Genomic DNA, 23,291 nt, shown 5'->3' with positions numbered 1-23,291 from the left:
TGTGATCTTAAAAAGATGCACTTAAAAAAGTGTTGAACAAGTGATGTCGAGAATGATATTTTTTGGACATTGAGCGCAGAAATCAGTCAATTCCTGTCATTTCGAAACAGTCTTTAGAACCGCGCTCCTGTGCCCTGCAAAACGCCGTGCTCCAATGCATATCGCGTCAAGCCAGCAGTGCTTGAAATCCCCAGCTTCCGTTTGATGTTTTTGCGATGAGTTTCAACCGTGCGCACGGAAATCTCTAAAGACAGGGCCACCTCCTTGTTCGATTTGCCCTGCGCCAACTGCAATAGGATGGTTTGCTCGCGACCTGTCAGCGCTTCACGCGCCGCATCATCTTTTGGCTCCAGTGATCCGCGCGCACCGGTGCACAAATACCGCTCGCCCGACATGACCACATCAATCGCCAGCTTGATCTCATCTGTCGGCACATCCTTGAGCACATATCCCATGGCCCCGTGACTGAGGGCGGATGAAATATATTCAGGGCTGTCGTGCATCGATAAAACCAGAATGCGTGTGCCAGGGCGCTGTTCCAGTACGATTTCGGTTGCCGTCAGACCGCCCATATCGGGCATATTGAGATCCATCAAGATGACGTCCGGATCCAACGTGCTTAACTGGTCAATCGCTTCGCGTGCGGCATTGCAGGTGCCAACAACGGTAATGCCATCATAGCTTTCCAAAATGGACTGAATGCCCTCGGCCACCATCGGGTGATCATCTACGATCAGGACTTTGACAGTTGGTTGGGTCATGCTGCGGCCTGCGCCTTCGTTGGCGTTTCCGGTTCAGGCGGCAAGAGGTGTGACAAAGGCACATTTACTTCGATGAGTGTCCCCTTGCCTTGACGGGGCGTCGTGATGCGCAGCTCGCCTTCCAATTGCTCGGCGCGTTCCTGCATGTTTCTGAGCCCAAGGCCCCCCATGACAGCTGAGGTCTCTTTCGTAATGCCGCATCCGTTATCTTGAATGCGCAAAGTCGCCCCGCGTTTGTGCCCCCTGAGGTCAATTTGCACATGGCTTGCCTGCGCGTGCCTTTCGATATTGGTCAAAGCCTCCTGCGCAATCCGGTAAAGGGCGATCTTGGCTTCTGCGTCCAATCGGTTGCGAAACACCACCGTATCGAATTCCGTCGTCATACCGGTACGTTCACTGAAATCATCGGTCAGCGCTTTGAGTGCCGGGCCAAGACCGAGGTCGTCCAGAACGCCCGGGCGCAAATCACGACTGATCCGACGAACTTCCGAAATCGCTTCACCCAATGTCTCAATCCCCTTGCCCAAGGGTTCAGACGCCGTCGCATCTGACCGCTCCAGTTTGCGCCGTGCAGTATCCAATGCATACCGTACGCCCACCAGCAACTGGCTGATCCCGTCATGCAATTCCCGTGCCACGCGTCCGCGTTCTTCTTCCTGTGCGTCAAAAACACGTTGTGTCAGTTTTTTCAACTTGGCATCCGCCAGACGCCGTTCGCGAATGTTCAGCACCATACCGGTTAGAAAGACCGCCAGAAGCGCTGCCAGAGTGATCATCCCGATATAGAAAAACGTTTGCTGTACGCGGGCCTCGACCTCGGCACGGGCCGTGGCAACCGTGGAGAGCACATCATCAATGAACACACCCGTCCCAACGGCCCACCGCCAGCTGGGGAAACTGGTGATATAGCTGATCATCCGCGCGTCTTCACCCGTAGAGGGCTTGGGCCAGAGATAGCTGTGATACCCCGCACCGGACCGTGCGATCCGAATAATTTCGTCCACCACCGGTGTTCCCTCGCTGTCGCGCAACCCGGACCAGTTCTTGTTGATCATGTCTGTCTGGCGCGGGCTGACCAGATTAGTGCCGTCATAGTCGTAAACAAAGAAAAAGCCGTCCGTGCCATAGATCATTGCCGACAGAATCTGGGCAACCTGATCGCGCGCTTCCTGATCATCCGGTGCGGCGTTGCCGTAAATAAAGTAAAAACCATTGCGCGCCTGAGTGACGTAATTTGCCAGTTCCGCTTTCTTGGCTTCCAGCAGTTGCGTCTCCAGCGCTTTGATTTCACGTTCGGCCAAGGTGCGGGACTGAAAGGCAACCAAAACGGCAATAGCCGCAACCGCTGCAATCAGGGGCACTGTGGCCACCAGAGACAGTTTTTGCGCGTAACTGGGCCTGAACCATGCGGCAATGCGTTTCATAATACCCGGCATAAGTCGATTTGAAAGCGAATCAAAGTCTGTTCGGGCGCGCAGCTCTTGATGATCCGCACGAATTGCCCGGCCACTACGTCAAAACTGGCCAAAAAAAATGACCAATACGCGTTAAACCTGCTCAATCTACGCAGTAGTAGGTATTTCATTTGCGATCCGCGCCGCTAATGTGGCGCCACTCTAAACGACCTGCGCGTGTTCAATGCGACGTGGGCGCAAAATTTGGGAGGAGTATCTAAATGGATCGTCGTTCATTTCTGAAGACATCTGCACTTGGCGGTTCCGCCGCAGCAGCGACCACATTGGCCGCACCCGCTTATGCGCAGGGCAACCGTACCCTGACAATGGTCACATCCTGGCCCCGTGGTTTCGCCGTTCTGGATGACGCGGCCACTTATTTTGAGGAAATGATCGGCGCAATGTCTGATGGTACCCTCACCATCGACAAAAAAGCGCCGGGCGAATTGGTTGGCGCATTCGAAGTATTCGATGCGGTTTCCTCCGGCCAAGCCGACTTGTATCACTCTGCTGATTACTACTTCATCGGTCAGCACCCCGGTTATGCCTATTTCACAGCCGTGCCATTTGGTGGGACTGCTCAGGAAGTAACCAACTGGTACCACCACGGTGGTGGCCATGAGTTGCACACCGAACTTGGTGAGATCTTCAACCTGAAATCCTTCATCGCGGGCAACTCCGGTTCCCAGTCCGGTGGCTGGTTCCGCAACGAAATCAACTCTGCCGAGGACTTCAACGGTCTGAAATTCCGCATGCCCGGTCTGGGCGGCAAGGTTCTGGGTGAACTTGGTGCATCTGTGCAGAACATCCCCGGTGGTGAATTGTATCAGGCGCTGTCCTCTGGTGCACTCGACGGTCTTGAGTGGGTTGGTCCTTTCGCGGATGAACGCGCCGGTTTCCAGGAAGTCGCCAAAGTCTATTATACAGCGGGTTTCCACGAGCCGGGCTCCGCCCTTGCGGCCGGTGTAAACCTTGACGTCTGGAATGACCTGTCGCCTGCGCATCAGGCCATCATCTCCAACGCAGCCATGGCAACAACACACACCCAGTTGGCCGAAACACTGGCCAACAACGGTGCGGCTTTGGCACGTCTGCAGGCACAAGGCGTGAAAACGCTGCAATTCCCTGATGATGTCTGGGATGCCTTTGGTGCAGCCTCCAAAACTGTGATGGATGAGAACATGAGTGATGAGCTCTTTGCCAAAATCCGCGGCTCCTTTGAGGAGTCACTGGCACAAAGTTCCGACTGGTTGCTGAAATCGGATGGCTTTTACGTGGCACAACGTAACCGCGTTCTTGCAAACGGCTAAGGAATAGCTTTCAAATGGTGAGAGGCCCCGATTAAACCCGTGGCCTCTCATACTCAAAAAAAGGTCTCGGATCACTGGGATCACACGGCACCTTGAACCGCTGAACTGCGGACACCAAGGGAGGGGGACATATGGAAAATGACGTCGACGCATCGAGCGGCGCGCTATCCGTCATATTTGACGGGGTGTTGTGGTTTTTCGCCAACATTGGCATGGCTGTCTACAACTTTTTCTACGCGATCTCGCACCCGTCTCTCTGGCTGGACTGGAGTGATAAGCAAGCCATCATGCGGTTTGTCTATTATGGCGGTTCCGTCGAATTTTTCTTCGTTGTCTTTACCGCTTTCCTGATCATGTTCGCCATCGGCCTGTGGCGTAACGACATCATGTGGGGATACGTGCGTGTACTTGAAGGGTTCGCCAACATTGTTGGACGCTTCTTTGCCTGGGCGGGTCTGTTGATGGTGCTGCAACAGATCATTATCGTTTTCATGCAGCGGATTTTCACCCGACCCGATATTTCGTTTGGCTTTGGTATCCCGCTTCAATTTGACATCAGTTGGTTTGCCGAAGAGCTCAAACTCTATAACGCCATGGTGGTCTGCCTGTGCATGGCCTACACCTTCGTGCAGGGCGGCCATGTACGCGTCGATCTGATCTATTCAGCCGTGAAATTTCGCACAAAGAAAGCGATCGACATGTTCGGATCGCTTTTCTTCATGATGCCTGTGGCGGTTCTGGTCTGGATGTATGGCTGGTTCTTCCTGTGGCGGCATCTGATCGTACCCAACCCGTCGGCCTCTGACACCCTCGATCGTTTGCTGAACAAGTCCCGCGCTTTGCGCTGGAACGTCGAAACCATTGGCTTCAGCCCCAACGGCTTCAACGGCTATTTCCTCTTCAAAATTCTTCTGTGTGCCTTCACCGCGATGCTGTTTTTGCAGGCGATGGCCATGTTTTACCGCTCCTATCTGGAATGGAAAGAAGGACCTGAGAGCGAAGGTAAATATCTCGACAAGGACACCTTGGGCGAGGGCGAAGAAGCCTATGAGGGCGCACACTAAAAGACGCGCGTTTAACGCAGCGCAGTAAGGAACTTAGCGACATGTTTTTTGGTTTAGACGGCGTCGAAGTTGGCCTCATCATCGTATTCATATGTCTGTTCGGCGGCATCCTGTCCGGATTTCCCGTGGCTTTCGCAATCGCCGGGGCAGGGATCATTTCCTTTGGCATTATTGCCGCGCTCGACTCTGCGGGGTTGTTGATCCACCAGGCCATTGATCAAAGCTCCCAAGTCTACCGCGATCTGGTGAATTCGGGCGTCAAGGCCGATACCATATCCGTTTTCCGATACCCGGAACTGCCGCGCATCGAAGAAGCCGTTTTCCCGAAGGGGTGGGAATTCGCGCTGGACCGGAATGTTTCTTTTGTAGTCAACCGGATGAATGAGCGCGTATTGGCGGGACAATCCATTGAAACGCTTTTGGCTGTTTTGATGTTCGTTCTGATGGGTATCACGCTGGAACGCTCGAAAATCGCCAATGACCTGCTGACCACCATGGCGCGCGTTTTTGGCCCGCTGCCCGGTGGTCTCGCAGTCTCCATCGTGGTTGTTGGTGCATTTCTGGCGGCGTCCACGGGGATTGTGGGCGCGACCGTGGTGACCATGGGCCTGCTGGCGCTGCCGACGATGTTGCGCAATGGCTACTCCCCGGAGCTGTCCACCGGTGTGATTGCAGCTTCAGGCACCTTGGGGCAAATCATTCCGCCCTCTATTGTCATCGTTCTGCTGGGAACACTGGCCGGGGATCTTTATTCTGCCGCACAGGAAAAACGCGCGGTGGCTGCGGGCTGTACGGATGCCCTGACCTTTCTGGGTGAACCGGCGGTTCTGTCTGTTGGCACGCTGTTTCAGGCGGCGTTACTGCCAGGCATCATGCTGGCCTTGCTCTATGCGCTCTATGCATTTGGATTTGCCTTGCTGAACCCGGACAAGGCGCCCGCCGTCCCGATGGGCAGCACCAATGCAGAGCCGGTGACCCGCTCGGAAGCCTTCACATGGTTCCTTGGGGCGCCAATTGCACTTGTGGTCGGCACCGTTCTACTCGGAAATCTGGGTGTCATCGGCGATCAATCCACCAATGTCTCTCGTTTTTCCGACATTGGTCAGGGGGCGTCCTTGCGCACCACGGTGGGCCCGGAATGTCAGGCGTCGATGATCGAACTGCACGGCCAAGCCGCATGGGACGCTGCGCTCACACAGCAGGCCGCGATCAACGATGCGGGCGGCGTTCAACAGTCCGAGCGTCTGAGCGAAGAGGAACTGATTCAAGCGCGCGCAGACAAAATTGCAAACGCAGCCCCGATCGGGACAGGCGTTGCGATCATAATGGTTCTGACCGGCCTGATCCTTACCACGGCGCGCGGCGTATCACCGTCAAGCTCTGCGCAACCGTTGTTGATAGGGGCAGTTGGCGCGATTTTGATGATCCTTCTCGACATTATTGTGATTAGCCCTGCAACCTCGCCGGGCGGGCTTGTTGTGCTGATGGCCCTGCCTTTTGCGGCGCTGATGTATGGTGTGGTCTATGCCACCAAGATCTGCGCCACCAACGAATTGATCCGCGTGGTCTTTCCGCCTCTGGTGCTGATCGTTGCCGTTCTGGGCTCGATCCTCGGCGGCATCACCAACCCGACGCCAGCCGCGGCCCTCGGGGCAGGGGGCGCGATCATGCTTGCAGCCTATCGCAAGCTCAAGGATCAGGATCGTTCGCCAAAGGTGATCATCTGGTCGACGCTGGCGATCATGATCTGTATCCTTGTAGGCATTAATTTCGATCTGCGGATCAATCAGTCCGAAGTCGGTTTCCAGAGCTGGTTTGCCTTCTTTGTAGCTTACGCCGCCTATCTCTATGCTCTGTTTGGTCTGCTGTTTTCCTGCTGGATTCTCTACACCTCCGGCGTGTTGAGCCCTGTGGTGCGCGAAACGGCCAAGGTCACCAGCATGGTCTTCACCATCCTGATCGGCTCGCAGCTTCTGAACCTTGTGGTGATCTCCTTCGGCGGTGAGCACTATATCCAGCAGTTCCTGAAATCCTTCGACAACGAGTTCAAGGTTTTCCTGATCGTGATGGTGGTGCTGTTCGTGCTGGGCTTTGTGCTCGATTTCCTGGAGATCATCTATATCGTCATTCCGATTGTCGGGCCCGTCATTTATGGCGGTACTTTTGATCCCAAATGGGTCACGATCATGATTGCGGTGAACCTGCAAACTTCCTTCCTGACGCCGCCCTTTGGCTTTGCGCTGTTCTATTTGCGCGGCGTTGCGCCCAAGGAGGTCACGACCGGCCATATTTACCGCGGGATCATACCCTTTGTTCTGATCCAGGTGGTTGGTTTGGCCCTTTTGTGGAGCTTCCCGGGCATTGTGACCATCATTCCGGATCTGATCCCGAATTAAGGCCATACAGCGCCACCAAAAAAAAGAGCGGGCAGTTTTGCCCGCTTTTTCATTATCGCCAGTGGATTTTTGCCAGAGCGTCTTGTCATTTGCGTGGCTAGGAGCGACCATTGGCTGATGATGGCGCGGGTATCACAAATAAACGCGCCGGCCTGAACATGCGGGCAAAACAAAAGACCTTTTGGCCCGCGGTATCCTGTCTGGATTGGCAGCAATGTTGGAGGGAATTAAATGACACGTCTGACGGCACAAGACTTCGATCCCAAGCTTTTAGAGCTTTATGATTTTTACGCGCATGGGATGATCACAAAGCGTCAGTTTCTGGATGGCGCAGCCAAATTTGCCGTAGCAGGGATGACGGCCACGACGATCCTTGGATTGATGTCGCCGAATTACGCTCTGGCTGAACAGGTTTCTTTCAATGATCCGGACATCGAGCCGGAGTACATCATGTACCCATCGCCGCAAGGACATGGCGAAGTGCGTGGTTATCTGGTGCGGCCCGCAGGTGTTGAAGGACCCATCCCCGCCGTTGTGGTTGTGCACGAAAACCGGGGTCTGAACCCCTATATCGAGGATGTGGCGCGACGTGTGGCCAAGGCGGGGTTCATGGCGTTGGCACCGGATGGGTTGACCTCGGTCGGGGGCTATCCGGGCAATGACGCAGATGGGCGCGAACTTCAAAGAACGGTGGACAGCACAAAGCTGATGAATGATTTTTTCGCAGCGGTTGAATTCATGATGGGTCATGAAGGGTCAACAGGCAATGTTGGGATTACCGGATTTTGCTATGGCGGCGGCGTGTCAAATGCAGCGGCGGTTGCCTATCCTGAGCTCAAGGCTGCTGTGCCTTATTACGGCCGTCAGGCGGCGGCAGAAGACGTGCCAAAAATACAAGCGCCGTTGTTGCTGCACTATGGTGAACTTGATGAGCGCGTGAACGCAGGGTGGCCGGACTATGAGGCGGCGCTGAAGGCAAACAACAAATCCTATGAGGCCTATATTTACGAAGGCGCGAACCACGGATTTCATAACGACAGCACACCACGCTATGATGAGGCAATGGCCAATCTGTCATGGGATCGGACAATCGCGCATTTCAATAGATATTTGTCCTGACATCGGGACCGGAAAAAAGGCGTCATCCCGTACTTTTTCGGGATGGCGCGTGGCGCCATGAGTCCGTTCTATTGACCATGTGAAACCTCAGACCGCAGCGCGCGAGGTGCGGCATTCACCGGGTGGGCAAAGTATCAGGCAGATGAATGTTGGCCACCTGCTCGGCAATCGGGTCTGTGGAGAGCGGATGCGTGTCCGCGCTGAAGTCTTCCGGGTTTTTCATCTTTTGCCATTGGCCACCGATGTAAACTTCAAGGCCCGAGAATTTGGCCTTGTAACCCATCTTCTGGCTGCCCGGCACCCAGTAACCCAAGTAGAGGTAGGGCAGTCCGGCTTCTTGTGCGATCTTGATGTGATCCAGAATCATGTAGGTGCCAAGTGATCTTTTCGGATGATCCGGCTCATAGAATGAATAAACCATGCTCAAGCCGTCGGCGAGCACATCTGTCAAGCTGACCCCGATCAGCGCGCCGTTATGTGCGTCGGTATATTCAACGACGCGGCTGCGAATGGGTGTTTCTTCGATCATGGCGGCAAATTCGAAAACATCCATGTCCGCCATGCCGCCATCCGCGTGGCGGCTATCCAGATAGGTGCGAAACAGTTCGTATTGCTCCTCGGACGCCCAGGGTGACGTGGCGCGGCGCACCAGATCCAGATTGCGCTGCATTGTGCGGCGTTGGCTGCGCGAGGCTCCGAAAGCTTCCACATCAATACGTGCGCTCAGGCATGCAGAACACTCCGCACAGGACGGACGGTAGAGGACATTTTGTGATCGGCGGAACCCCTGCTGGGACAGGCTGTCGTTGAGCTTGTCCGCGTTCTCTCCCTGCAATGCTGTAAACAGCTTCCGTTCCATGCGCCCTTCGAGATAGGGGCAGGGTTGCGGAGCCGTCACATAAAACTGCGGGGCAATAGGGAGCGTGTGGCGCATGAGATTCCAAGACTTGTCTTACCTAAGATAGCAAGACATGCGCCAGCCGCCAAGGAGTAGTTTATCATTGTTAACGGAGGTTTGCGCGGCGATTGACCATGACGGTGCCCAAGGCGTGGTCGCTGAGCCCCTGACCGCGTTCGGTCGTCGCCATAAGCACCATGGAGATCAGCTGCAGCGGAAACATTGCCCAACTGATCGTATATCCCAACGTGTGCGCAAAAGCACTGCCTGCATCCAGACGCGCTCCGGTTGACTGGCGCAGCTCAATGGCAAAGAGACGCATTCCCCATGTCGCCGATCCGTTGGCCAAAGTGATCATGCGGTAGATGAATCCGACAACGAGAAACAGTAGCGGGAAAAAGAATATCCCGGTGAATGCCGTAAAGGGCAAGATCGCAAGGCAGGCCAGAAAGGTCAAAACTGCGTCGACGCCCCAGGCCATCAGACGTTTGAGCGGGACATCCTTGTAAAAAGCCGGTTGTGCATAGGGGTCTGGCGTGGCGGTCATGGGATCATACTTCTTTGAGATGTGGTGTGCCGGGGAGCCCCCCGGCACGGTTATTTTACGCGGTGCCGCTGGCGTTGTCTGCCTTGTCGGCGCGGTCATTCATGAATTGGTCGAATTCCGCTTTGTCCTTGGCATCGCGCAAGCGCTCCAGGAAGGCTTCGAACTGGTGCTGTTCGTCTTCGAGACGGCGCAGCGTGTCAGCTTTGTAGGCGTCAAAGGCGCTGTTGCCACTGGGGCGCATGGCGCTCATGCCACGGCGCATGGAAGTGGATTTTTTGCTGCAGGATGTGAACATGCGTTTGCTCCAGATCATGTAAAAGAGAAGGGCCAGGCCAACAGGCCAGAAAAAGACAAAGCCAAGAACCATCGCGGCAATCCACGCGCCCTTACCCTTGGAATCCAACCAGCTTTCGGCCCGCGTAAACCAACCGGGCTGGCTGGACAGGGGGCTTGTTTGTGTGACGGTGGTCATTGAAGTGCCTTTCAGTTTGCGTTTGCGGGACCGGTTTCTTTCCGGTATGTGAATGTCTTTCACATTAATAAGATTGGCATTGTCGGCGTTGCTTGCAAGTAGTTATGTGAATGTTTTTTACATTAATTGATATTTTGCTGTAATATCAATTTAGTAGGCAGGAATTTTTCAAGTTTAAAAGTCACGTTACTCCACGTGTTATAGGTGTCCTGCACCAGAACGACGGTGCCTTTCGCCCATTGACCTTGGTCTGTGCAGGCCTGAAAACAGGTTTTATGAACATCATTGAAAACCTTGTCCGCTGTCCCCGGCCTTACAACGCTGAACGTGGTGCGGAGGCAGCAGCGGCCGTACCTGACCTGCAGGCAGACGCCCGTGACCTCATTTGTGGGGCGGCAGGTTCCAGCCCCTATTTGGCCAGTTTAATCACAAAAGAAGCCACTTGGCTGCAGCAGGGTTTGGAATCGTCGCAGACGTGCCTTCGGGAAGAGATCGAAACGGCGCGATCGGCGCCGCAACACGGGATTGGCGATACGTTGCGCCGTGGCAAGCGCCGGGTTGCATTGCTGACTGCGCTGGCGGATCTGGGCGGGGCCTGGCCTTTAGAAATGGTGACCGGCGCATTGACTGAATTTGCGGACGCGGCGTGTCAGTCAGCACTGCGTGCCGGATTGGCCGTGCAGATCAAGCGGAAAAAGCTGCCGGGCATGTCGGAAGACGACCTTGAAGACGCGGCAGGTATGTGTGTCTTGGCGATGGGTAAGATGGGGGCAGGGGAGCTGAATTATTCCTCTGACATTGACCTGATTTGTCTGTTTGACGAAACGCGTTTTGACCCTGATGATTTTCATGATGCAAGGGCCAGCTTTGTGCGCGCCACGCGGGCCATGACTGCAACGCTCAGCGAAATGACCGCGCAGGGCTATGTGTTTCGCACCGATCTGCGGCTACGCCCGGATCCGGCTGTGACCCCGGTGTGCATGTCGATGGAAGCGGCGGAACGTTATTACGAAAGCCTTGGACGGACTTGGGAACGCGCGGCCTACATCAAGGCGCGTGTCGCCGCCGGGGATCAGGTCTCGGGCAATCGGTTTCTCAAGGACCTGTCGCCTTTTGTATGGCGCAGGCATCTGGACTTTGCGGCCATTCAGGATGCGCATGACATGCGTCTTGCGATCCGGGAGCATAAAGGGTTGGGCGGTCCCATCACGTTGCCGGGTCACAATATGAAACTGGGGCGCGGCGGTATTCGCGAGATTGAATTCTTCACCCAGACCCGCCAGTTGATCTCCGGCGGACGCGATCCTGACCTGCGCGGGCGCGGCACCGTCGAAAGCCTGACCGCCCTGGCGCAAAAGGGCTGGGTTGACCCTGCCATGGCGCAATCTCTTGTGGAGCATTACACGGCACATCGCACCGTAGAACACCGGTTGCAGATGGTGCAGGACGCGCAGACACACAGCCTGCCCAAGGATGAGGATGGGTTTGAGCGACTGGCCTGTTTGATGGATCGCGATGCGGCTGCGCTACAGGGTGAACTCAAAGATCGGCTGGCCGCCGTGCACGAAATGACTGAAGGCTTCTTTGCCCCGGCACCGTCCGAGGACAAGGCGGAGGATCTGCTGAACGATGACATGCTCACGCGGTGGCTGAGCTATCCAGCGCTGCGCAGTGAGCGTAGCCGTGAGGTCTTTGCCCGTTTGCGCCCGGACCTACTGTCGCGCCTGGCCCGGTCGTCCCGGCCCGAAGACGCGCTTTTGACCTTTGATCGGTTTCTGGCGGGGTTGCCCGCGGGCGTACAATTGTTTTCTCTGTTGGAAGCTAATCCGCAACTGACGGATCTGCTGATAGACATCACCGGGACATCGCCAAAACTGGCGCAGCACCTGTCGCGCAATGCAGGTGTCTTTGATGCCGTCATCGGCGGAGATTTTTTCACGGAATGGCCAGAGCAGGGCGGATTGAAAACCCTCCTGCACCAACGCCTGCAGCGCGAAACGGATTATGAGACCCGTCTGGATGCCACGCGGCTTTGGGCACGGGAGTGGCATTTCCGTGTCGGCGTGCATCTTTTGCGCGGATTGATCGACCCGGAAACTGCGGCCTGTCAGTATTCAGACATTGCAGGTGCTGTTTTGAGCGTGCTCTGGCCGGTTGTGATTGATCAGTTTGCGATACGGCATGGACAGCCGCCCGGGCGTGGTGCCGTAGTCCTGGGAATGGGATCGCTGGGTGCGGGGCGATTAAACGCGAACTCCGATCTGGATTTGATTGTAATCTATGATCCGTTGGAGTGCGATATGTCGTCAGGGGATAAGCCGCTGTCGACCCGGCTCTATTATGCGCGATTGACCCAATCGTTGATCACCGCACTGACGGCGCCGATGGCGCAGGGGCGTCTGTTTGAGGTCGACATGCGGTTGCGTCCGTCCGGCAATCAAGGTCCCGTTGCCACGAGTTGGATGTCTTTTCAAAGCTATCAGGTCAAAGAAGCATGGATCTGGGAGCACCTCGCATTGACCCGCGCCCGCGTGATCGCAGGTCCGGAGGCTTTGGCGCGGGACGTATCTGCCTTTCTGCACAGGCTTTTGCAAATCACACGCAACCGCGCCGACGTCGTCGCGGAAGTCGCGCAGATGCGCGCGCGCATTCAGGCAGCAAAACCTGCGATAAGCCTCTGGGAGAGCAAGATTGGACCGGGCAGGCTTCAGGAAATTGAACTTCTCGCGCAGGCAGGCGCATTGTTGCAAGGCGACACCAGCGGGCAGACAGACGCGGGTTTGGCGGCGGCTGTCGCATCAGGGCTTTTGAATGACGCGGAGGGGCGCGACCTTGGCAGTCTCTACTCATTTTACTCCAGATTGTATCAGGTCGCGCGCCTGCTCTCCGAAAAGCCGCTTGAGGTTGAGTCCTTGGGGCCCGCGGGGCAGTCTTTCCTGCTGCGGGTTCTGGAGGAGGAAACAATGGAATGCTTAAGAGAACGTCTGACCGCCAATTACGCCCATTCCGCCGACATCATAGATGTCGCCCTTACGGCCTCCGACCTGGGCAGTGGTGTGCCATGAAGGGGGATGAAAACGATCCCAAGGGTTTGATTCTGGAGGCCTTCAAGATCGAGGGTATCACTAAAAGTGAATGCCGCACGATCTTTCTGGACTGGGCTTTGAGCCTTCCGGTGGAACGGGATACCCACGGCGTGCTCCGGCTTTTATTGGCGCAATACGAAGACCGGCATGCGGCGCATCCGATGACTGAAGTGATGAACGAAGGACTTGTGTCGATGGCGACGCCGCGCCGGCGTGGGGGATGGCGGTCGCGCCCGAGGAATTGAATCCGAAAGAAACGTGAAAGATGTCCCTTGAACAGCGTTGGCCAACATAAGGCAAACCGGCACAGGCGTTGAGAAAAGGCCGCGCCGTGTTGCTGCGTTGGTGACACGCGTTCGGCGCGGTTGTGCCATGGCTTTGAGCTGTCTCCTCCCGGGTTCAGGGAGCAAGCCGGACCGGATCATGGCTTCGCATTCTTGATCTGGAGTGCTTTCCGATCTTTCGCCCGATAGCGGAACACACTAGAGGAAGGGGTATGACATCTTCGAATGAACCCTCCGTTTCCGCAGATCTGCCTGTTGTCAGACTGAAACCCAAAGCCAACGCCCGCGCTATTCGCCACGGGTTCCCTTGGGTTTATGCCAATGAACTGGTCACGGACCGGCGCACCAAGGCTTTGGCACCGGGAACACTTGCGCAATTGCAGGACGATGCGCGCGCGCCAATGGGCGTGGTTGCCGTCAATTTGAATTCCAAGATCATCGCACGGGTGCTCGACCAGGACCCGACGGCACGTATGGATCAGGCCTGGTTTGAAGCGCGCATTGCCAAAGCCCTTGCAGCACGGAGCCGTTTTTTTGACGCCCCCTTTTATCGCTTGATCCACGCGGAGGCAGATGGATTGCCGGGCGTTGTGATTGATCGGTTCGACGTGATATGCGTGGTGCAACCCAATGCTGCCTGGGCGGAGGTTCTGTTGTCGCCTTTGACGTCAGCGCTGCAATCGGTGACTGGCGTTACAACGGTTTTGAAGAATGCCGCAGGCCGCACGCGATCCCTTGAGGGTCTGGATGACGTCAATGCTGTTTTGGCGGGCACCGCTCCCGACGCGCCTGTGCCGGTTCCGATGAATGGTGCCACCTATATGGCGGACCTGACAGGGGGTCAGAAAACCGGGCTTTTCTATGATCAACGTCCCAACCATGCCTTTGCGGCTTCGGCGTCTCGCGGAGCACGTGTGCTTGACGTGTTCAGCCATGTGGGCGGCTTTTCCCTGGCGGCTCTGGCTGCAGGCGCTAGTGAAGCATTGGCGGTGGATGGATCGCAACCCGCATTGGATCTGGCAGAGGCTGGCGCGGTAGCGATGGGCGTTCAGGATCGTTTCACAACCCAACGCGGTGATGCATTTGAAGTGCTTACAGAATTACGCGCAAAGGGTCGCGAATTTGACGTAATTATCTGTGACCCACCGGCCTTTGCACCTGCGCGCCCCGCGTTGGAAGCGGGTTTGCGCGCCTATGAGCGTATTGCACGGCTTGCGGCACCCTTGGTCGCGCCGAACGGTATCTTGGGCCTTTGCTCCTGTTCCCACGCGGCCGATCTTGCAGCCTTTCGCGTGGCCAGCGTGCGCGGGATTGGCCGGGCAGGGCGACGGGCATCTTTGATCCACACCGGTTTCGCAGGACCGGATCATCCGCAACTGCCTCAGCTTGCGGAAAGCGGCTATCTCAAATCGATCTTCTTCCAACTTTAGCTTCATGAAAATCGTCATCGACACCTGTGTGCTTTATCCAACGGTCATGCGTGAAATGATTTTGGGGGTCGCGCAGCAGGGCATATTTGAACCTGTCTGGTCCACCCGCATCCTGGAGGAATGGGCGCGCGCAGCGATTAAACTCGGCCCCACCGGTGAGGCTCAAGCGCGCAGCGAAATCGCATTGTTACGTGCTGCCTGGACCAAGGCGGAAAGCAGCCCTGTGCCGCATGTGGAAACCCGTCTTTGGTTACCGGATGAAAATGACATTCACGTCCTTGCGGTGGCTGTATCGGCTTCAGCTGATGCGATCATGACATTGAATGCAAAAGACTTTCCCAAGAATATATTGGCCGAAGAAGGGCTGGATCGCATCGAACCTGATGGGTTTCTACACCGCGCCTGGTCAGATAACCCCGATGCTGTTTCAGATGTTGCAAATCGGGTCTTGGCTGAAGCGCGGCGCCTGTCAGGAGCTGAATGGGAAATGCGTGCCTTGTTGAAAAAGGCACGCCTGCCGCGTCTTGCTAAAGCGCTCACCCGCACTTGACGGATTAATCCTGTGTCACCCATTTCGCTTCAAGCGCGCGCAGCGCAGCAATGCGCTCATCGGTTTTCGGATGGCTCAACAACCATGCAGGGGCCGTGCCTCCGTTTTGCTGGGTCAGGGACTCCAGCTTTTCAAAAAGGCTGATCTGTGGGGCGACGCCGATCCCAGCTTTGGTCAGCAGGGCAGCCGCGTAAGCATCCGCTTCATATTCATCCGAGCGTGATAATCTGGCGGCAAGCAGGGTCGTCAGCATCCCTGCAATCCAAACGCCAACGCCCGGAATGAAACGACCCAACACCATGGCAAGTGCGGTGCGCAACGCGTTCTGGCCGGAAAAGTCGATCATCCGCCGGCGGGAGTGGCCCAAAGCCACGTGTCCCATCTCATGGGCAATCACGCTGGCCATTTCTTCCCCCGTGACCTCACCGGATCGGAATCGATTGTAAAATCCGCGCGTAATGAAAATGCGCCCATCCGGAGCTGCAAGACCATTCACCGGGTCAATTTCATAGATGTTGACGCGAATACGGGGCAATTCAAGTGCTGCTGCCATCCGGTCTGTCAGAGCCTTGAGCTTGGCATCGGCCAATTCCGTAGAGCGCGTGTCCAGTTCCTTGGCCGTGCGCCAGGCGGAAAACCGGTACATGGCCAGACCGTATAGGATGGCCAGCAGAATTGGTGTCACTTTGATCATGGGCTTGATATGGGGCCGGAATGGCTGCGTGGCAAGTTTTGGGAGCCTCCGGCGGGAGTATTTTGGCCAAAAGAAGCGGGAGTGTCAGCGTGCAAGTGACCGGATGCCACGTGAAAGCCCCTCCAGCGTCATGGGAACCATCGTTTCTGCACCCATTACCTCCTGGATCATCGCAATGGATTGGGTGTAGGGCCAGTAATTTTCCGGCACAGGATTGATCCAGAGCGTTGACGGCCATTGATCCCGCACCCGCGTGAGCCATGTCGCACCGCTTTCTGCGTTCCAATGTTCGGACGCGCCACCGGGATAAGCGACCTCATAAGGCGACATGGACGCATCTCCCACAAAGATACATTTATAATCCGTGCCATAAGTGCGCAGCACTTCATGTGTCGGGATCTGCGCATCCCAGCGGCGCCGATTATCGCGCCAAACCCCTTCGTATAGGCAATTGTGGAAGTAATAGTATTCCATGTGTTTGAATTCGGCGCGCGCCGCCGAGAAAAGTTCTTCCACCACTTTCACATGGGCATCCATCGACCCACCAACGTCCAGAAACAGCAAGACCTTGACCGCGTTGCGTCGTTCCGGACGCGTTTTCACATCCAGGTATCCATGCTCTGCGGTAGCACGGATGGTGCCATTCAGATCCAGTTCTTCATTCGCTCCATCGCGTGCCCAGCGGCGCAGGCGCTTGAGAGCTACCTTGATGTTGCGTGTCCCCAGCTCCACCGTGTCGTCGAGGTTTTTGAACTCACGTTTGTCCCAGACCTTGGTGGCACGTTGATGGCGCGAGCCGTCCTGGCCAATGCGGATGCCTTCGGGGTTGTAGCCATAAGCGCCAAAGGGAGATGTCCCGGCGGTACCAATCCATTTGTTACCCCCTTGATGGCGACCCTTTTGCTCCTCTAAGCGTTTCTTGAGCGTTTCCATCAACTTATCAAAACCACCTAAAGCTTCAATCTCGGCTTTTTCTTCGGCCGTCAGGTGTTTTTCAGCCATTTTGTCGAGCCACTCGGATGGGACTTCTACTGCGTTCAGAACGTCTTGTGCGGTGATGTTCTCCAGACCCGAAAAGGCAGCGGCGAAAGCGCGGTCGAATTTATCGATGTTACGCTCGTCCTTCACCAGCGTCACCCGTGCCAGGTAATAGAACGCATCAACATCATAGGTTGCGAGACCGAATTGCATCCCTTCCAGAAACGACAAGAATTCCCGCAAAGACACGGGCAGTCCAGATTTTCGCAGAGCACCAAAAAACGGCAAAAACATGGAAAACGATCTTACACGATCATACGATGCACAACCACCGTTACGATCATGCCGACAATGATAAAGGCCATCGCGTAGCCTGCTGCATATTGGGCAATATCCTTGCGGTTTCCCTTGCGCCGCGCAGCGGTGATACCGCCAATTATGGCACCCAGAATGGCGGCTGCTATGACAATCATCGGTTCCCTCGTTTTTCCTGCCACGCCTTCTTTATTCTGGGAAACCCAGGTCAGGCCGGTTCGTATTCAGGGTTCAGAGCGGAGATTTCGCGTTGTTTGGCCCGCACTGCCCAATCAGCGCCAAACCCGTATCGCGCCCATCCCAGACTGTCCAGTCTGACGGATCGCGCTTGTGTCTCTTGCCCGCCCAAAGCGAGCGCTTCGGCCTGCAACAATTGCAAGGTAGCGAGCAGCGCGGCATTCTGCGATTTGCGGGCAACTTCGATATAAGGTCCAACGATCTGCTGGGCGCGGGCCGCGTTTCCGTCTGCGATCTCATAGGCGGCAAGTTGCGTGGCCACATAGGCGCGATGCAGTCTTGTATCTGGGGATTGAGCGTAAAACCGGTCTGCCAATATGTATTCTTGCTTGGCCGCACCCGGATCGGAGGCCTGCAGCACGCGCGCTTTGGCATAATGTGCAAAGCCACGTCTATTGTCGGTCCACCCCTGTGCCTTGGCAATGGCAAGCGCGTTATCCGCGGCCTTGCGGCGTGTTGACCTGCTGGTTCCGGGTCCGAGCGCGGCTTGAATGGCGGCACTCCAGGCTTGTGGTGTTGGACTGGGGGCCGGCGTCGCCCCGGTTTGGCCTCTGGGATTGAGGCGCGCAAAAAGGGCTGGCAGACGGGCGGCGACCTCTTCGCGCGTCATGCCGGATTTGAGGTCCGGCGCATAGGTTGCACGTAAGATAAGCATGTCAAAATTGGTCAGGACCGTATGGACGTTGTCATCATTAAAAACGGAATTCGGCAGTCGATAGAGATCATTAAGCGGCCCGAGCGCCTGCGCAACTTCTTCGTGCAAACAATCGCGGACTTCCTGCGGGCTGACATCATTGGGAATGAAAATCGCCAGCTTTTTTCGCGTTTGCAAGGTTGTCCAATTGGTGCGCGGGCTACGGCGGGCAGATCTGTATTCGCTCAAAGAACTGACATTTGGGGCCACGAAGCAGGCGGCTTGCGGCAATACGCGGCGTATGTCGGCGCGTGATACGGATTGGATCGTAATATTGGCGTCCGCTGAGGTGGTCGTCTTGATCGAAATGCCGGCCTCATCCCTCAGCCGACCTAACAAGGCGGTCAGATCAGCGGAAAGCGAGGGCGGTGGGGAACCGGTAACGCGGAGCGAAATTGGGGTCTCAAACCGGGTCAATACGGGCAAGGCCCGACCACTTTCCAGTTGAAAGGAAAGCTCAATGAAATCCCGCGTTAAATCGGCGTTGGCGATTGCCGGCCTGGAAATCTCGGCGCGCCCAAAGGTTTTCATGGGAGGTAGGCTGCTGTCCGCAATCACAGCGCGGGATGGCATGCCCCCCTCGGAGATGGGAACACAGGCGTTCAACACCATAAGCAATGGCAATATAACGCGATTTTTCATGGGCGCGTGTATTTGATGAAAGGCGTCTTTTTGCCAATGCGATCATAAAGTTTGCGTGCGGTTGCGTTGAAATCCTGGGTCAGCCAATAAACCCCCGGTGCGCCGTCCTTGTCCGCAGCCGCATAGACGGCCTCGATCAATGCGCGCCCGACGCCTTTGCCGCGTACGGCAGGGTCCGCATAGAGGTCTTGCAGGTAACAAACGTTTTCTTTGGACCAGCCATGTCGATGATAAACGTAATGCGTCAGGCCGACGAGTTTCCCATCCAATTCTGCGACCAGACAGGTGTAATCCTGAGGATCATCGCCCATCAGCCTATTGAAATAGAGATCAAAGATTTCCTGAGGGCGCTCGGTTTCATAGTATTCAAGGTAAGCGCGCCACATTGCTGCCCATTGCGGTTTGTCGGACGTGCGTAAGGGACGCACGAGGATACTCAAACGGTCTGCCATTTTGTTCTGCCTGCCTAAAGCTTTTGTGCGCGGTCTTGTTGCCGCAGGGCAAGGCTATACCAGACGGGAAATAAAGCAAGTTTGCCGCGCGATTTAACGTCCGCTGCGCGCCAAAAATGCCAGTCGCTCAAACAAATGCACGTCTTGTTCGTTCTTGAGCAATGCCCCATGAAGCTTTGGCAGCGCATTTGAGCCCGATGATTTCAGATCTTCTGCGTTCAGGTCTTCGGCCAGCAAAAGCTTCAACCAATCGAGCACCTCGGATGTGGAAGGCTTCTTCTTCAGTCCCGCCTGATCGCGGATGTCGTAGAACTGGGTCAAGGCGGTGGTGAGCAGCGCGTCCTTGATACCCGGGAAATGCACTTCGACAATCTGGCGTAGCGTCTCGATTTCAGGAAACCGGATATAGTGAAAGAAACAGCGCCGCAGGAACGCATCAGGCAATTCCTTTTCATTGTTCGATGTGATGATCACGACAGGCCGATGCCGCGCCTTGATGGTCTCGCCGGTTTCGTAAACAAAAAATTCCATCTTATCGAGTTCCTGCAACAAATCGTTGGGAAATTCGATATCGGCCTTGTCGATCTCATCGATCAGCAAAACAACCTTTTGATCCGCTTCAAAGGCTTCCCACAGCTTGCCTTTGCGAATGTAGTTTTTCACATCATGCACGCGTTCCTCGCCGAGTTGGCTGTCGCGCAACCGGCTGACCGCGTCATATTCGTACAGACCCTGCTGCGCGCGGGTAGTGGATTTTATGTTCCACTCAATCATAGGCAGATCGAGGGAGAGGCTGACCTGGCGCGCCAATTCAGTCTTGCCTGTGCCCGGCTCTCCCTTGACCAGAAGCGGACGTTCCAGCGTGACGGCGGCATTCACCGCAATGGTGAGATCATCCGTCGCGATATAGTTGGCGGTTCCCTGGAATTTCATTCTTGTGTCAACCCTTTGCGCGATAAAATCTTGTTTCGCTTTTAGCCAGAATTCTTCTGCTTTGTGTAGTGACAATTGTAAATACGTGGGGTAGAGCGTGCCCTATCGGGGGCGCTTGGCCTAAGGACAAGATGCATATGACAGACGTTAGCCACGTTGAAGGGAAGCAAATGAAGCAGGAAGTGTTTCTGCCGGACGATTATCGCCCGGCCGAGAATGAACCGTTCATGAATGAACGACAAGTTGAGTATTTCCGCCGCAAGCTGTTAACCTGGCGGTCCGAGCTTTTGGCGGGCAGCAAGGATACGATTGAAGGGCTTCAGGATGGAACCCGCAATATTCCCGATGTTGCGGATCGCGCATCAGAGGAAACAGATCGCTCGCTTGAATTGCGCACCCGGGATCGTCAGCGTAAGCTGGTGAGCAAAATCGATGGTGCGTTGCGCCGGATTGATGAGGGTGAATTTGGCTATTGCGCGGTGACTGGTGAGCCAATTTCACTGAAACGCCTTGACGCGCGTCCGATCGCGACCATGAGCCTTGAGGCACAGGAACGCCATGAACGCCGCGAGAAAGTTCACCGCGACGATTGATCCCAAGCGAGACCGGTGAAAAAAGTTTAAAAGCGTCGAAGCACAAGCTTCGGCGCTTTTTGTTTTGAAAGGCACGTCATGATCAAAAACGCGATTGTCGCGGGCGCGGGTATCGGTGGTTTGGCCTGTGCCACAGCTTTAGCGCGTCAGGGTGTGGCAGTGGAGGTGTTTGAGCAAGCCCCTACGATTTCTGAGGTCGGTGCGGGATTGCAGGTCAGCCCGAATGGTTTAGCGGTTTTGCATGCTCTGGGCCTGGAAGAGAGTTTAGCGAGATCCGGTGCAGTTACCGCGCAGGCCGTTGTTTTAGCTGACTATAAGTCGGGACGCCAAGTCGCAAGATTGGATCTGACGCGTTTGCAGGATCAGCGCTACTTGTTTGTCCACAGGCACGCGCTGATCACTCTTTTGTCACAGGCAGCGCTTGATCACGGTGTGGTGCTCAAACTTGGCCGAAAAGTAACAGCCATTGCGCCCGGTGACGCGCCCCTTGTGACCTTTGAGGACGGAAGCTCAGCACAAGCGCAAGCGGTGATTTGCGCAGATGGCATTCATTCAATCGGAAGGCAGGCGGTTTCCCCGGGCCCTGAGGCAAGTTTTACCGGACAGGTGGCATGGCGTGCGGCCATACCAGTCCAAGATGCGCTGCCTGAGGCGCGGGTGACCATGGGACCAGGCCGACATCTGGTCAGTTATCCCATCCATGCGGGCAAGTTAATGAACATCGTGGCGGTACAGGAACGCGCCGCCTGGGCATCCGGGGGGTGGAATCACGCGGACGATCCTGACAATCTACGCGCGGCCTTTTCGGATTTTGGCGACCCAATACGTTCTGTTCTGGAGCAAGTAAACGAAGTGAAGCTCTGGGGTCTGTTTCGTCATCCCGTCGTTGAGACATGGCAGGCGGGCAATGTGTCCTTGCTTGGCGACGCGGCGCACCCCACTTTGCCTTTTCTGGCGCAGGGCGCGAATCTTGCGCTTGAAGACGCGTGGGTGCTGGCGGATTGCCTGATGTCCGGCAAGGATTCCGTTACCTATCAGAAATTGCGCAAGGACCGCGCACGAAAGGTCATTGATGCCGCCAGCAAGAATGCTTGGAAGTACCATTTGCCGGAAGGGCCGATGCGCAGGCTCGCACATCTTGGGCTGTCTCTTGGCAGTCGTGCAGCACCGGGTGCCATGATGCGCCAGTTTGATTGGATCTACCGGCATGACGTCACCGGGAAGAACCCCTGATCCAGCGGCGCGCGGCGTCGCCGCGCACGACATGTTTTGGTTTTGGGCTTGCCCAAAACGGTGTGCATTGACGGATGTGGTTTAACTCGCCCGTTGCAACATTCCGAAAAGGTCCCGTGGATCATCCGGATCGGCCAGCAGATCCAGTGGGTGAAATAGCTGCGTTGTCGCCAGCTGATCGCGCACATAACGCAGCGCGGAAAAATCTTCGATTGCGAAACCAACTGAATCAAAAAGTGTGATTTGTTTGTCTGATACGCGTCCGGGCGCCTGTTCCGTCAGAACTTCCCAGATCTCAGTGACCAGGTGGGACGCAGCGAGCTGTTGGATTTCCCCCTCGATTCGCGTCTGTTCCGGGTATTCCACAAAAATATCGGAACGATGCAGGATTGCAGGTGCCAGTTCAGTTTTCCCCGGGCAGTCACCGCCAATCGCATTGATATGCACACCTGCGCCGATCATGTTATCGGTCAGGATCGTAGCGTATTGCTTGTCCGCCGTGCAGGTCGTGATGATTTGCGCGCCCAGAATTGCCTCTTGGGGGCTGGTGCAAGCCGTAACTGTCAAACCGCTATCTGCCAGATTCGCGGCGCATTTTTGCGTCGCCAGCGGGTCGGTATCGTAAAGACGAATTTCACGCACACCGCAGATCGCTTTCATGGCGAGACTTTGAAACTCCGATTGCGCGCCGTTTCCGATCATCGCCATCACGCGCGCATCTTTGGGAGCCAGCAAGCGGGCGACAAGGGCTGATGTCGCCGCAGTGCGCATCGCGGTCAGCAGCGTCATTTCAGACAGCAACACCGGGTAGCCATTCGCCACATCCGCCAGCAGGCCAAACGCAGTGACCGTCTGCAATCCTTCGGCGGTGTTCTTGGGGTGGCCGTTCACATATTTGAACCCATAGACTTCGCCGTCTGAGGTTGGCATCAATTCAATCACGCCTTCTGTGGAATGGCTGGCCACGCGCGGCGTCTTATCAAAAAGCTGCCAGCGTCGGAAGTCGGCCTCGATATAATCCGCGAGACCGCTCAGCATTCCTTCGATGCCGACATGATGGATCAATTGCATCATGTGATCGACGGAGACAAAGGGCACAAGGGCTTTTTCAGACGGGGTTGGATTGGTCATGGCGGGTGTCCTTCTACG

The 23,291-nt window shown here is 55.9% G+C and carries 22 protein-coding genes; 10 read left to right on the top strand and 12 right to left on the bottom strand.

Annotation, left to right across the window (positions count from 1 at the left end; all coding sequences use genetic code 11):
- Positions 1–113: 113 nt before the first annotated feature.
- The gene (locus tag R8G34_02105; protein ID MDW3221673.1) at positions 114–761 is read right to left on the bottom strand and encodes a response regulator transcription factor; all 648 of its coding nucleotides are present in this window, start codon (positions 759–761) and stop codon (positions 114–116) included.
- On the bottom strand, positions 758–2,185 hold the full coding sequence (locus R8G34_02100; protein ID MDW3221672.1) for a cache domain-containing protein: 1,428 nt from the start codon (positions 2,183–2,185) through the stop codon (positions 758–760). The genes R8G34_02105 and R8G34_02100 overlap by 4 nt, the downstream gene beginning before the upstream one ends.
- Before the next feature lie 251 nt (positions 2,186–2,436).
- Here R8G34_02100 and R8G34_02095 point away from each other — a divergent pair, with 251 nt between their 5' ends.
- From R8G34_02095 to yghX, 4 genes are all read left to right on the top strand, one after another.
- Entirely contained in the window at positions 2,437–3,525 is a 1,089-nt protein-coding gene (locus tag R8G34_02095) for a TRAP transporter substrate-binding protein (GenBank protein MDW3221671.1), read from the top strand.
- 131 nt (positions 3,526–3,656) lie between these two features.
- A complete protein-coding gene (locus R8G34_02090) occupies positions 3,657–4,589 on the top strand; it encodes a C4-dicarboxylate ABC transporter permease (GenBank protein ID MDW3221670.1) in 933 nt (310 codons plus the stop codon).
- Positions 4,590–4,630: 41 nt separating this feature from the next.
- Positions 4,631–6,985, top strand: a complete 2,355-nt coding sequence (locus tag R8G34_02085; protein ID MDW3221669.1) for a TRAP transporter large permease subunit — start codon at positions 4,631–4,633, stop codon at positions 6,983–6,985.
- A 231-nt stretch (positions 6,986–7,216) separates the two neighbouring features.
- Positions 7,217–8,104: a YghX family hydrolase gene (yghX, locus tag R8G34_02080; GenBank protein MDW3221668.1), complete on the top strand. Its 888-nt coding sequence runs from the start codon at positions 7,217–7,219 to the stop codon at positions 8,102–8,104.
- 115 nt (positions 8,105–8,219) lie between these two features.
- Here the strand turns inward: yghX and R8G34_02075 are convergent, their stop codons facing one another.
- From R8G34_02075 to R8G34_02065, 3 genes are all read right to left on the bottom strand, one after another.
- Positions 8,220–9,038 carry an arginyltransferase gene (locus R8G34_02075; GenBank protein MDW3221667.1) on the bottom strand — a complete coding sequence of 273 codons (819 nt, stop codon included), beginning with the start codon at positions 9,036–9,038 and terminating at the stop codon, positions 8,220–8,222.
- 70 nt (positions 9,039–9,108) lie between these two features.
- On the bottom strand, positions 9,109–9,549 hold the full coding sequence (locus R8G34_02070) for an RDD family protein (GenBank protein MDW3221666.1): 441 nt from the start codon (positions 9,547–9,549) through the stop codon (positions 9,109–9,111).
- A gap of 55 nt (positions 9,550–9,604) precedes the next feature.
- Positions 9,605–10,021, bottom strand: a complete 417-nt coding sequence (locus R8G34_02065) for a DUF2852 domain-containing protein (protein ID MDW3221665.1) — start codon at positions 10,019–10,021, stop codon at positions 9,605–9,607.
- Positions 10,022–10,296: 275 nt separating this feature from the next.
- Here R8G34_02065 and R8G34_02060 point away from each other — a divergent pair, with 275 nt between their 5' ends.
- The 4 genes from R8G34_02060 (at position 10,297) to R8G34_02045 (ending at position 15,371) form a co-directional block, all read left to right on the top strand.
- Positions 10,297–13,086 (top strand): glutamine-synthetase adenylyltransferase, encoded by a 2,790-nt coding sequence (locus R8G34_02060; GenBank protein ID MDW3221664.1) that lies wholly within the window; start codon positions 10,297–10,299, stop codon positions 13,084–13,086.
- Positions 13,083–13,352: a hypothetical protein gene (locus tag R8G34_02055; GenBank protein MDW3221663.1), complete on the top strand. Its 270-nt coding sequence runs from the start codon at positions 13,083–13,085 to the stop codon at positions 13,350–13,352. Before R8G34_02060 ends, R8G34_02055 begins: the two co-directional genes overlap by 4 nt.
- Positions 13,353–13,603: 251 nt before the next feature.
- Positions 13,604–14,821 (top strand): class I SAM-dependent rRNA methyltransferase, encoded by a 1,218-nt coding sequence (locus R8G34_02050; protein MDW3221662.1) that lies wholly within the window; start codon positions 13,604–13,606, stop codon positions 14,819–14,821.
- A 4-nt stretch (positions 14,822–14,825) separates the two neighbouring features.
- Positions 14,826–15,371 carry a PIN domain-containing protein gene (locus R8G34_02045; protein ID MDW3221661.1) on the top strand — a complete coding sequence of 182 codons (546 nt, stop codon included), beginning with the start codon at positions 14,826–14,828 and terminating at the stop codon, positions 15,369–15,371.
- 4 nt (positions 15,372–15,375) lie between these two features.
- Here R8G34_02045 and R8G34_02040 read toward each other — a convergent pair whose 3' ends face one another.
- The 6 genes from R8G34_02040 to R8G34_02015 form a co-directional block, all read right to left on the bottom strand.
- Complete coding sequence (locus tag R8G34_02040; GenBank protein MDW3221660.1) at positions 15,376–16,065, bottom strand: M48 family metallopeptidase; 690 nt, start codon at positions 16,063–16,065, stop codon at positions 15,376–15,378.
- Positions 16,066–16,149: 84 nt separating this feature from the next.
- Positions 16,150–17,337 (bottom strand): VWA domain-containing protein, encoded by a 1,188-nt coding sequence (locus tag R8G34_02035; protein MDW3221659.1) that lies wholly within the window; start codon positions 17,335–17,337, stop codon positions 16,150–16,152.
- Between the two features lie 11 nt (positions 17,338–17,348).
- Positions 17,349–17,516: an apolipoprotein acyltransferase gene (locus R8G34_02030; protein ID MDW3221658.1), complete on the bottom strand. Its 168-nt coding sequence runs from the start codon at positions 17,514–17,516 to the stop codon at positions 17,349–17,351.
- A 50-nt stretch (positions 17,517–17,566) separates the two neighbouring features.
- Positions 17,567–18,931 (bottom strand): DUF2927 domain-containing protein, encoded by a 1,365-nt coding sequence (locus tag R8G34_02025; protein MDW3221657.1) that lies wholly within the window; start codon positions 18,929–18,931, stop codon positions 17,567–17,569.
- Entirely contained in the window at positions 18,928–19,383 is a 456-nt protein-coding gene (locus R8G34_02020; protein MDW3221656.1) for a GNAT family N-acetyltransferase, read from the bottom strand. Before R8G34_02020 ends, R8G34_02025 begins: the two co-directional genes overlap by 4 nt.
- A 93-nt stretch (positions 19,384–19,476) precedes the next feature.
- On the bottom strand, positions 19,477–20,316 hold the full coding sequence (locus tag R8G34_02015) for a MoxR family ATPase (GenBank protein MDW3221655.1): 840 nt from the start codon (positions 20,314–20,316) through the stop codon (positions 19,477–19,479).
- A 170-nt stretch (positions 20,317–20,486) separates the two neighbouring features.
- Here R8G34_02015 and dksA point away from each other — a divergent pair, with 170 nt between their 5' ends.
- Positions 20,487–20,909, top strand: coding sequence for an RNA polymerase-binding protein DksA (gene dksA, locus R8G34_02010; protein MDW3221654.1), 423 nt, complete (start codon positions 20,487–20,489; stop codon positions 20,907–20,909).
- Between the two features lie 78 nt (positions 20,910–20,987).
- The gene (locus R8G34_02005; protein ID MDW3221653.1) at positions 20,988–22,142 is read left to right on the top strand and encodes an FAD-dependent monooxygenase; all 1,155 of its coding nucleotides are present in this window, start codon (positions 20,988–20,990) and stop codon (positions 22,140–22,142) included.
- Positions 22,143–22,223: 81 nt separating this feature from the next.
- On the opposite strand, the gene R8G34_02000 is transcribed toward R8G34_02005, so the two are convergent.
- Positions 22,224–23,273, bottom strand: a complete 1,050-nt coding sequence (locus R8G34_02000) for an ornithine cyclodeaminase (protein MDW3221652.1) — start codon at positions 23,271–23,273, stop codon at positions 22,224–22,226.
- Between the last annotated feature and the right edge of the window lie 18 nt (positions 23,274–23,291).

The sequence above is a fragment of the Paracoccaceae bacterium genome, assembly GCA_033344815.1.
In the GTDB taxonomy this organism is placed as follows: domain Bacteria; phylum Pseudomonadota; class Alphaproteobacteria; order Rhodobacterales; family Rhodobacteraceae; genus Roseobacter.
This window is presented reverse-complemented; position numbering and strand designations above follow the sequence as displayed.

Bases quoted from the DNA above. Each gene is read 5' to 3' on its own strand.
- R8G34_02015 (MDW3221655.1), bottom strand. From the start codon at position 20,316: ATGAAATTCCAGGGAACCGCCAACTATATCGCGACGGATGATCTCACC.
- R8G34_02050 (MDW3221662.1), top strand. From the start codon at position 13,604: ATGACATCTTCGAATGAACCCTCCGTTTCCGCAGATCTGCCTGTTGTC.
- R8G34_02100 (MDW3221672.1), bottom strand. From the start codon at position 2,185: ATGAAACGCATTGCCGCATGGTTCAGGCCCAGTTACGCGCAAAAACTG.
- R8G34_02095 (MDW3221671.1), top strand. From the start codon at position 2,437: ATGGATCGTCGTTCATTTCTGAAGACATCTGCACTTGGCGGTTCCGCC.
- R8G34_02085 (MDW3221669.1), top strand. From the start codon at position 4,631: ATGTTTTTTGGTTTAGACGGCGTCGAAGTTGGCCTCATCATCGTATTC.
- R8G34_02105 (MDW3221673.1), bottom strand. From the start codon at position 761: ATGACCCAACCAACTGTCAAAGTCCTGATCGTAGATGATCACCCGATG.
- R8G34_02060 (MDW3221664.1), top strand. From the start codon at position 10,297: ATGAACATCATTGAAAACCTTGTCCGCTGTCCCCGGCCTTACAACGCT.
- R8G34_02070 (MDW3221666.1), bottom strand. From the start codon at position 9,549: ATGACCGCCACGCCAGACCCCTATGCACAACCGGCTTTTTACAAGGAT.
- R8G34_02045 (MDW3221661.1), top strand. From the start codon at position 14,826: ATGAAAATCGTCATCGACACCTGTGTGCTTTATCCAACGGTCATGCGT.
- R8G34_02035 (MDW3221659.1), bottom strand. From the start codon at position 17,337: ATGTTTTTGCCGTTTTTTGGTGCTCTGCGAAAATCTGGACTGCCCGTG.
- R8G34_02005 (MDW3221653.1), top strand. From the start codon at position 20,988: ATGATCAAAAACGCGATTGTCGCGGGCGCGGGTATCGGTGGTTTGGCC.
- R8G34_02090 (MDW3221670.1), top strand. From the start codon at position 3,657: ATGGAAAATGACGTCGACGCATCGAGCGGCGCGCTATCCGTCATATTT.
- R8G34_02065 (MDW3221665.1), bottom strand. From the start codon at position 10,021: ATGACCACCGTCACACAAACAAGCCCCCTGTCCAGCCAGCCCGGTTGG.
- R8G34_02055 (MDW3221663.1), top strand. From the start codon at position 13,083: ATGAAGGGGGATGAAAACGATCCCAAGGGTTTGATTCTGGAGGCCTTC.
- R8G34_02075 (MDW3221667.1), bottom strand. From the start codon at position 9,038: ATGCGCCACACGCTCCCTATTGCCCCGCAGTTTTATGTGACGGCTCCG.
- yghX (MDW3221668.1), top strand. From the start codon at position 7,217: ATGACACGTCTGACGGCACAAGACTTCGATCCCAAGCTTTTAGAGCTT.
- R8G34_02030 (MDW3221658.1), bottom strand. From the start codon at position 17,516: ATGATTGTCATAGCAGCCGCCATTCTGGGTGCCATAATTGGCGGTATC.
- R8G34_02000 (MDW3221652.1), bottom strand. From the start codon at position 23,273: ATGACCAATCCAACCCCGTCTGAAAAAGCCCTTGTGCCCTTTGTCTCC.
- R8G34_02040 (MDW3221660.1), bottom strand. From the start codon at position 16,065: ATGATCAAAGTGACACCAATTCTGCTGGCCATCCTATACGGTCTGGCC.
- R8G34_02025 (MDW3221657.1), bottom strand. From the start codon at position 18,931: ATGAAAAATCGCGTTATATTGCCATTGCTTATGGTGTTGAACGCCTGT.
- R8G34_02020 (MDW3221656.1), bottom strand. From the start codon at position 19,383: ATGGCAGACCGTTTGAGTATCCTCGTGCGTCCCTTACGCACGTCCGAC.
- dksA (MDW3221654.1), top strand. From the start codon at position 20,487: ATGAAGCAGGAAGTGTTTCTGCCGGACGATTATCGCCCGGCCGAGAAT.